Here is a 7,419-nt window from a genome sequence, read left to right as displayed (position 1 = left end):
CGAAATTTTTCCGACGAACCGCCATAAACAAAAAAACCGTCCCGGCCTCTTCAGCCTAGACGGTTAAAACTTACTTCGATTTTATTAGCCGATTACATGCGACACAGCTAAAAGCAGTGCGCTGCCGATCATAGACATCACTGTGGATATCGCAATAATCTTAGCGGACTCTTTGTTTTCTGTTCTTCCGTTATCCATGTTATACCCCTCCTTTAATTGAGCCGAGCAATATACACGAAGATGCTCAATTGTTCAAGAGAGGCTGTGTAAGCAAATAATACGGGGTTATTTCCGCTAACACACTTATTTTAAAGCGTTCTTAATCGCCTCCTGAAGAAAACCGTCAGCCCCCATGAAAATCATCTGAGCCGATAGCGCAGCGAGAATTAGACCGGTCAGCTTACTCAGCACTACGAGGCCGTTTTTCCCAATCGCCTTCTGAATATAGTTCGACACAAACAGAAGAAGGCCCACACAGATCACCGCGGCACTGATCGAAAGATAAGCAAGGAAGAAACCAAGGCCTGTTTTTATTTCGCCGCCGTAAACCATCAGTACGCCGATTGAAGCAGGCCCAAGTGTGATTGGAATCGCCATTGGAACCACAGCAAGAGATTGAATAGAATCTCCCTGAGGAACACGGATGGAATTTCCGCTCACCAAACCGACCGACGTTAGAAAAAGCAATGCGCCCGTTCCGACACGGAAGGCATCAAGAGTAATACCAAAGATTTTGAAAATAAATCCGCCAAAGAAAAGCAATATTCCGGAAATAATCAAAATCCATAAAGTAATCCACAACGCCAAATAATTGCGCTCTTTAATCGAATTGTCTTTCGTTACCGACAAGAAGGCGGACATAACAAAAGGCGGCGTCAGCAGGAAGAAAAACTTCACAAAAAGCGCAAAGCAGTCAGCAAGAGACATTTATCTCCTCCGTAAGTCCAATCCGTCAATTGTAGTAACGGAAATACGTCCAAACTGAAAAGATCAGCGCAGTTAAAAATGACAGCCAGGCACATTTACCAATCGTTTTCCACAGACTGCTCTTGAAATAGTCAACCGTTACAAGAATGCAGAGGTGAGTCGGAGTAATCATTTGACCGACTAAGCCGTAAACCATAGTAATGCCAACCAAGATAATATTTCCCGGTGCCATAAGAGCAACGATCGGCATCACAATCGCAATGTAGCCTTGTCCCATTCCGGTCATCACACCAAAAATGAAGGCCAGACAGGCAACAATGGCAGGAGCCGGAAGACTCGAATGATTAAACGCATTCACAATTTCATCCAGTGTTCCAATGACGGTCAACAGCTGAATGAAATACAGAATACAGATCACATTAAAGAAAAGCTTTTTGTCCAAACTCTCTGTAAATACACTGAGAATAGGAATCTGACGCTTGAAAAGGAAATAAAGCGGAATGAAACCGACTACGACCAATCCCATCGCAAGAGCCGCCTGCATATTAAAGGCGACAATCAGAACAAAGCTAGCGATGATAGGGCCAAAAGCGAGGAACAAACTCTTCCAATCTATGGAGTGATCGTTTGTCGTGTTGGTGGCTTTTTCCGGATCGGTAATTCTGAGCGGACGAATCAAAACAATCCAACCCAGAACAAAACACAGAATCGTAACCCAGCCGACGTGTGTGATCAGATCCGAAATTGTGACGTTCGCAATACCGCAGGCAAGAATGACGCCGGGCATCAGAGGGTTGGAAAATTCAAAAATATGACGGAACCAAAGATTAATAGCGCTCTTTTCTTCGTCATCTACGGCAATGCCTTCGCTCGCCTCCTTCACAATCGGAGCGGAGAAACGCGCGCCTCCAAGGGAAGGCAGCAAGCCTAAAAATGCCGGCATAAACGCAAGCGTCACTTTATTGCTGGAGAAAATATTGCGCATCGTGACGACCATTCCATGCAGCGATCCGCTCTTTCTCAGTTCAACCTCAAGACACATCACAAAATACAAACACAGGACTAGGTCCCATGTTCTCGGCATCACCAGCGTCTGCTGCATCGCCTTCCAAAGCATTTCCAGCGATCTCGACTCAAACAGCCAGATCAAAAGGCCGCCCGAGAGAATCGATAAGCCGATAATAACTTTAAAGCGTAAGAGAACGACGATTAAAACCATCGCCGCTATCACAATCCAAAACACTGAATCCATACTAGTAGTTCCATGAGACTTGTCGGACCTGGCTGTGCAATTCGCGCCGCATCCTAATTTCTCGTTATTGTATCTACTTGTTAACCATTTATCGGTAATTCCGTCAAAATACCGAGTCCATCCTGCTCCAGGGCGTCAATTACCGTGCCCATCGGCATAAAAGAATGCCAGTCTTCGTAATTTCCAATAACGATAAGTGTTTCTCTGGCACGGCTTACGGCTACATTCAACAGATTAGGCGGTTCACAGACCCAGCTCCTTGCGTAGTAACCGGCTTTGCCGTTTCGCGAACCTAAAATAAAAATTACGACATCTGCCTGACGCCCCTGCATCGTATGGATCGTTCCAATCTTCTCTATCGTAAAGTTCATACGATTCTTTGTAAGCCCGGAAGCTTTCAGAGCACCCGATACTGCCCTAAACGGCGTACAAATCATCAGCGTTTTGGGTTCGGAATCGCGATTAAAGAAAGCCGTCCGGCCAAGCTCATTATCCAGCCAGTCAAGCAGTTGCGACGCCGCTTCCATCTCCTCCGGAATACAGTTGCTGTCGCTTGGAGACTGAGGCGAGACATCAAGCCAAAAACTACGGATAAATTTCCCTTTTTTGAATTTTTCTTCCAAATGACCGGGAAGAGACATTTGTCCGGAGTATGACAGAGCATTGGAAATTCTAAACATCGGTCTGATCGACCTTCTCTGTACTCGCAGCGGAAGTCCGGTCCATTCTTTCCCGCCGGAGAAATTTCTAAACCATGTCCCGTACTCCTGAGTATTATCCGCAAGAGTTTGGAGGCTGCAATACGGTGATATCCATCGTTCGTAGTATTTATCCTTTCCAATGAGCATCTCGATGATCGGGAGCGGAAGCGAAACAACCGGCGGAAGCTGACGCGTATCTCCAATCACAATAAGCCGTTTTGCTCTCTGCATAAGACAAAGTGCCGACTGAGGCGAAGCCTGAGAAGCTTCATCAATCACAACCCACGGAAGCGTTTTCTTTGTACAGCATCCAAAGCGAATGACTGACGCGGCAAACGTCGTAGAAATAACAGGAACTAAAAACGTAATCGTCCCGAGCATTTGAGCTCGATAAACCGAAGAGACATTCCTCATCGATGCTAGACTGCAGGTCTCGATCGCTCGAACAAAACGCTTCGCATGAATAAGAATGGTCAGACGATGAAGCTCAAGCGCGCTCAAAAAGAGCTCTGTTCTCGTGATATCAATTTCCTTAGTCGAATACAGGCGTTTTTCATGGTTGATTTCCTTTACACCCCGCGTCGAAAAATCAAACAACGATATTGGCTGTGCATCTTCGTCTTCTAAACCGTCTGCAAAGATTTGGTCCAATAGACCGCTTCTGCGCTGCTGAACCTTCTGTGAGACGCTCTCAGGCAGATCTTTACGCTGATTCTTATAAATGCTGTCCTGCTGTTTAAGCAGAGAAACTGTTTCTCCAAGAAGTTTTTTGAAATTTGCACGCTGCTCCTCCCATTTCTTTTCAACAGCAACCTGACCGCCTTCCTGATCTCTTTGCTCTAACAGATATCCTTCGAGATAAGTTTTTTTTACCTTAGTTCCGTTCGAATCGAGCGTCTTCCGTCTAAAAAGTGTTTTATAAAACCGCTGCCAGTTTATGCCTTTTCCCAAAGCGGCAGAGATCAGTCCCCAAGCGCCTTCCGTGTGATTTAACTCATCAGCGAGTTCCGGAAAATAAAACGTCTGCCTTTCAAATCCGTACGAATAAGGCAGTTCCTTCGTAATATTTTCAACCGCGTTATTGTTGTTGGAGGCAACAATAATTGAGAAGTCTTCTGAAAATTCCGACTTGAGAGCCAGCCCTTCGGCGATATCGTCAAATAATTCTTCAACTCCGATTTTTTTAATTTTGCTGAGCACGAACGCTCTTCTGACCACTACATCAGCGACAAGCTCTTTCACTATTTCTGTCTTGCCGGTACCCGGAGGTCCGCTAATTGAAACGACCGGCGAATAATCATCACAGGAACAAATCGCTTCAACTGCCGCCTGCTGCAGAGGAACTAAATAGTGCTGAATGAGATTTGGCCAGCGTCCGAGATTAAAGTGCTTAGGGTTTGCCAAATCGGCAAATGCTTTGGGAGAAGTCAGAATATCTTTGCGATCCGGACCGGGAGAATCGTCCAAGATACTGTAAGTGATTTTGCTCAGAATATCTTCCGGGCTTGCAAAGTTATCTTTAAGCAGCGCAAGGATTCTTTCTATCTCCACTACATACGGCGAATTCATGAAAGGCATAGGTGCGGGCTGAGTTGAAACCTGAAACTGTTTAGCCACCCAAATTTCATACGGTACATCCAGCTCTGCTTCTTTAAGCAAAAATTTCACGATTTCGTCGACGATGTTTGCATCAAAGATTGGAAGGCTGGGACTAAGATCATTCAGCTGCATGATCCTTCTCGATTTTCCATCTCGAGTTTTTGCGCCTTTCATCCGTCTGCACTTCATCTGATAAAGAATTTTTGAGTCAGGGAGCTCCGCCTGCGCGTCCTCCGCAGAAGATATTGACGTATCCAGTTCGGGCCAAAACCTGCTTTGGATTGAAATCGCAACGGACACGGCCTGAGAAACGGGATCCGCGATCTTTTCCCTGTCCTTCACCATTCTTGAAAGTTCAATCAAATAAGCAAAAGCGGGAAATATGAATTGAATCCGGGACGAATTTTCCAAAGTGATTTACGCGAAATCCGCCGAGCGCGATGCGTCCGTTACTGCGCATCTGTTCGTAAGAATAGTCTTTTAGAAACTCTGAACAGTCAGGACGCAGTTTGCGCAGGAGTTCTTCTACCCGTTTGACGTAGAGTTCTGTCGGAATCACTCCTGCACAGATCGTATAGACCGTGATGTGTTCTGCCGTATCTGTGCCGACCGGCGACTTATTAAGTTCGTGCTGAAAGGCAGTTCGGCCGCGGTTGTTTTTTTCGTCCCATTTAAAAATAGAACTGCGCGGTGAATGTGCAGAATTATTCGGGTCCAGCAGAGATTCAAAATCATTTTCGTGAATTTCGAACGGGGTCAGACACTCAATATCTCTCCATAGAGAAAAAATCTTTTTTAATTTTCCTGTTTCTGTATTCATTCTGCTCTGCCTTATGTTTTTATCTATTTGTACAAAAATACGGATACCTATGCAACAGCTTCCGGGAGAGAAAATTTTAGCCGTTTGCATAAATAAAAAGCCCGGCAATTTGCCGGGCCGTTCTCAAAGACGAGTATTAGTCGACGAGATTAATCGGGTGCAGGGGCTTGAGCTGTTTGAAGAAGTCGTTGCCCTTGTCATCGACCAGGATGAATGCCGGGAAATCTTCCACTTCAATTTCGTAAACCGCTTCCATACCGAGTTCAGGATACTCAATACACTTAATGCTGCGGATAGCTTCTTCTGCGAGGTCCGCGGCAACACCGCCGATCGTTCCAAGATAGAAGCCGCCGTGTTTCTTACAGGCTTCGGTAACTACGTCAGTACGATTGCCCTTAGCGATCATAACGAAGGAACCGCCGGCAGCCATGAACGGATCAGCATAAGGATCCATACGGTTAGCTGTTGTCGGGCCCATTGAGCCGCAGGCATAGCCTTCGGGAGTTTTTGCGGGACCTGCGTAGAGAACCGGATGATCTTTAATGTAGTCAGGCAGGGGTTCACCCTTATCCAGACGTTCCTGAAGTTTGGCGTGCGCGATGTCGCGAGCCACAATGATCTTGCCGGTCAGAGAAACGCGTGTAGAAACCGGATACTTAGACAGTTCGGCACGAATCTGTTCCATCGGCTGATTCAGATCGATCTTAACAGTCTCGCCTTCGCCCTTAGTTCTGTATTCTTCAGGGATCAGTTCACCCGGGTTCGTATCGAGCTGTTCAATCCAGAGGCCTTCTCTATTGATCTTGCACTTGACGTTACGGTCGGCAGAGCAGCTGACGCCGATACCGATCGGGCAGCTGGCGCCGTGACGCGGCAGGCGAACAACGCGAACATCGTGAGCAAGATACTTGCCGCCGAACTGAGCGCCTAAGCCGATGCTGTTAGCAAGTTCAAGCAGTTTGTTTTCGAGCTCAACATCACGGAAAGCGCGGCCTGTTTCGTCGCCGGTTGTCGGCAGGTTGTCGTAGTACTTAGTAGAAGCAAGCTTCACAGTCAGCATTGTCTTTTCTGCAGAAGTACCGCCAATCACGACAGCGATATGGTAAGGCGGGCAAGCAGCTGTACCAAGACCCTTGATCTGTTCGAAGAGGAAGGGGATCAAAGCTTTCGGATTAAGAATTGCCTTAGTCTTCTGGAAGAGATAAGACTTGTTGGCAGAACCGCCGCCCTTAACTACGCACAGGAAGCGGTATTCTTCGCCCTGAGTGGCTTCGATATCGATCTGAGCGGGAAGATTGCAGCGGGTATTGATTTCTTTATAGAGAGAAAGCGGGGCATTCTGAGAATAACGAAGCGCGTTCTGTGTGTAGGTGTTGTAAACACCGCGGGCAATTGCTTCTTCGTCTTCAAAATTGGTCCAAACGCGCTGACCTTTTTCGCCATGAATGATTGCAGTGCCGGTATCCTGGCAGATCGGAAGGACGCGTTTAGCAGAAATCTCAGCGTTGCGAAGCATTGTCAAAGCGACATATTTATCGTTTTCAGAGGATTCCGGGTCTTTCAGAATCTTTGCGACGCATTCATTATGGGAGCGACGCAGCATAAAGTTGACATCAGTGAAAGCTCTTTCAATAAGCATTGTGAGTGCTTCCGGTTCAACTTTAAGAATTTCTTGACCTTCAAATTCGCCCAGAGAGACATATTCACTGGAGAGATGATAGTACTCGGTATCATCTTTTTCGATCTGGAACATAGGGGCGTATTTGAATTCGGGGGCCTGAGCCATCTTGATATCTCCTGATTTAAGTTTTTAGAGCGAACACAAAGATACACTTTTATTTACGTTTCGTCGATATATTATTTTTTTATTCAGGGTTAATGCTTAGCTTACTATTGTTAACTTACGAATTATTAATAGGTCAACCAAATGATTTAAATAGATTAATTATTAATTCTCAAGAAGAGCAATAAATTCGATAAATTATCCTAAATATAAGGGTTTTTTCGGATTATTTATGCATTCAGATTTAAACCAGAAATGAAAAAACCTCTCACCGCATTCGCAGCAAGAGGTTTTAAGAATGGAGAGCCCGGAGACTACCTACTTTCGCAAGAAATAC

Annotated in this window: 5 protein-coding genes; all 5 read right to left on the bottom strand. The window is 45.8% G+C overall.

The window, feature by feature from the left end:
* Positions 1-303: 303 nt before the first annotated feature.
* Positions 304-927 carry a MarC family protein gene (locus NFR90_RS11250; protein WP_160335101.1) on the bottom strand — a complete coding sequence of 208 codons (624 nt, stop codon included), beginning with the start codon at positions 925-927 and terminating at the stop codon, positions 304-306.
* A gap of 25 nt (positions 928-952) precedes the next feature.
* Positions 953-2,179 carry a DUF401 family protein gene (locus NFR90_RS11245; RefSeq protein WP_160335100.1) on the bottom strand — a complete coding sequence of 409 codons (1,227 nt, stop codon included), beginning with the start codon at positions 2,177-2,179 and terminating at the stop codon, positions 953-955.
* An 80-nt stretch (positions 2,180-2,259) separates the two neighbouring features.
* Entirely contained in the window at positions 2,260-4,824 is a 2,565-nt protein-coding gene (locus tag NFR90_RS11240) for a DEAD/DEAH box helicase (RefSeq protein ID WP_251453095.1), read from the bottom strand.
* Between the two features lie 10 nt (positions 4,825-4,834).
* Positions 4,835-5,389, bottom strand: a complete 555-nt coding sequence (locus NFR90_RS11235) for a hypothetical protein (protein ID WP_251453094.1) — start codon at positions 5,387-5,389, stop codon at positions 4,835-4,837.
* Between the two features lie 46 nt (positions 5,390-5,435).
* The gene (locus tag NFR90_RS11230) at positions 5,436-7,085 is read right to left on the bottom strand and encodes a fumarate hydratase (RefSeq protein WP_160335098.1); all 1,650 of its coding nucleotides are present in this window, start codon (positions 7,083-7,085) and stop codon (positions 5,436-5,438) included.
* Between the last annotated feature and the right edge of the window lie 334 nt (positions 7,086-7,419).

This window comes from Parasutterella muris, from assembly GCF_943193095.1.
Classification (GTDB): Bacteria; Pseudomonadota; Gammaproteobacteria; order Burkholderiales; family Burkholderiaceae_F; genus Parasutterella; species Parasutterella muris.
This window is presented reverse-complemented; position numbering and strand designations above follow the sequence as displayed.